This window comes from Bacillus sp. AFS001701 (genome assembly GCF_002559405.1).
Taxonomy (GTDB): Bacteria; Bacillota; Bacilli; order Bacillales; family Bacillaceae_G; genus Gottfriedia.
The window spans coordinates 1-1,013 of record NZ_NTZO01000282.1 but is presented as its reverse complement, the minus strand read 5'-3'; the positions used below and the strand labels follow the sequence as shown (position 1 = coordinate 1,013).

3 protein-coding genes are annotated in these 1,013 nt (G+C 28.9%); all 3 read left to right on the top strand.

Annotated features, from left to right (window positions below; genetic code table 11):
• The first annotated feature begins 86 nt into the window (after positions 1 to 86).
• The 3 genes from CN514_RS26880 (at position 87) to CN514_RS17930 (ending at position 953) form a co-directional block, all read left to right on the top strand.
• Positions 87 to 347, top strand: coding sequence for a LysR family transcriptional regulator (locus CN514_RS26880; RefSeq protein ID WP_098233770.1), 261 nt, complete (start codon positions 87 to 89; stop codon positions 345 to 347).
• Positions 348 to 364: 17 nt separating this feature from the next.
• A complete protein-coding gene (locus CN514_RS17935; protein ID WP_176525959.1) occupies positions 365 to 688 on the top strand; it encodes a LysR family transcriptional regulator substrate-binding protein in 324 nt (107 codons plus the stop codon).
• A gap of 67 nt (positions 689 to 755) precedes the next feature.
• Positions 756 to 953 carry a LysR family transcriptional regulator substrate-binding protein gene (locus CN514_RS17930; protein ID WP_141529412.1) on the top strand — a complete coding sequence of 66 codons (198 nt, stop codon included), beginning with the start codon at positions 756 to 758 and terminating at the stop codon, positions 951 to 953.
• Positions 954 to 1,013: the final 60 nt, after the last annotated feature.

Sequence of the window (1,013 nt, the reverse complement as noted above, 5' to 3'; positions counted from 1 at the left end):
GTTATTAAGTATTTGCAGATTGTAAGAAAAACAAGAAAAATCGTTCCATATACAGAATATGAAAATGACAAAGATCGTGAAAAACTATGGAATTGAAACAATTAGAATATTTTTTGGCAATTTGCGATGAAATGCACTTTACAAAAACAGCAGAAAAGCTAGGTATTGGACAACCTACCTTGAGTTACCAAATAAAAATTTTAGAAGATGAAATAGGTGTTCCTCTTTTTGATCGAATAGGTAAAAAATTTCACATACTGAAGCAGGTACTATATTATTTGAGCATGGTAGAAAAGTATACGATACGCTTACTAGTGCAAAGAATCAAATTCAAGAACTTCAATTAATGAATAGAGGAAAATTAGTGATAGGTGCCTTGTCTGGTGATCTAAGTCATATAGCATCCTCGGTTTTATTAGAGTTTCATTCTATGTATCCTCATGTACAATTTCAGTTTTATCAATTTCATGAAGTACTAGAAAAAGTAAAACAAAATAAATTAGACTTAGCCTTGACTATTATGACACCTCCGGATGAAAAGTATAATCAAATATTTTTATATAAAGAAGAATTTTTCATGGTTGTACAATCAGATCATGTTTTAACTAATCAAAACGAAATTGATTTAGACGAAATTCAAAATTTTCCACTTATCTTATATCCTAATGGTCACTGTTTTAGACAGTGATTAGTTGACGTTTTGGTTCTAAAGGAATTGTACTCAAGCCTTTGATTGAAACTACTGATACAAGGCGATAATTAAAGCAGTGATTGCAGGGAAGGGAGCTTCCATTCTTTTTGCTACTCTTTTCAATCTTGATAATAATGGACAATTGAAAGCAATAAGAATTAAAAATCCCTCTATTTTTAAAGTAATCATTGTCTATCATAAGCAAAAATATATTGGGAAAGCAGCAAGAGGATTTATTGATTTATTAATATTGGTGAACTAAACTAAAAAACTATTTTTAGATAATAAATAAAAAATATTTATTGAACAATTATTAACCCGA

Excerpts from the sequence above, each read along its gene's own strand:
- CN514_RS26880 (WP_098233770.1), top strand. The coding sequence starts at position 87 with ATGGAATTGAAACAATTAGAATATTTTTTGGCAATTTGCGATGAAATG.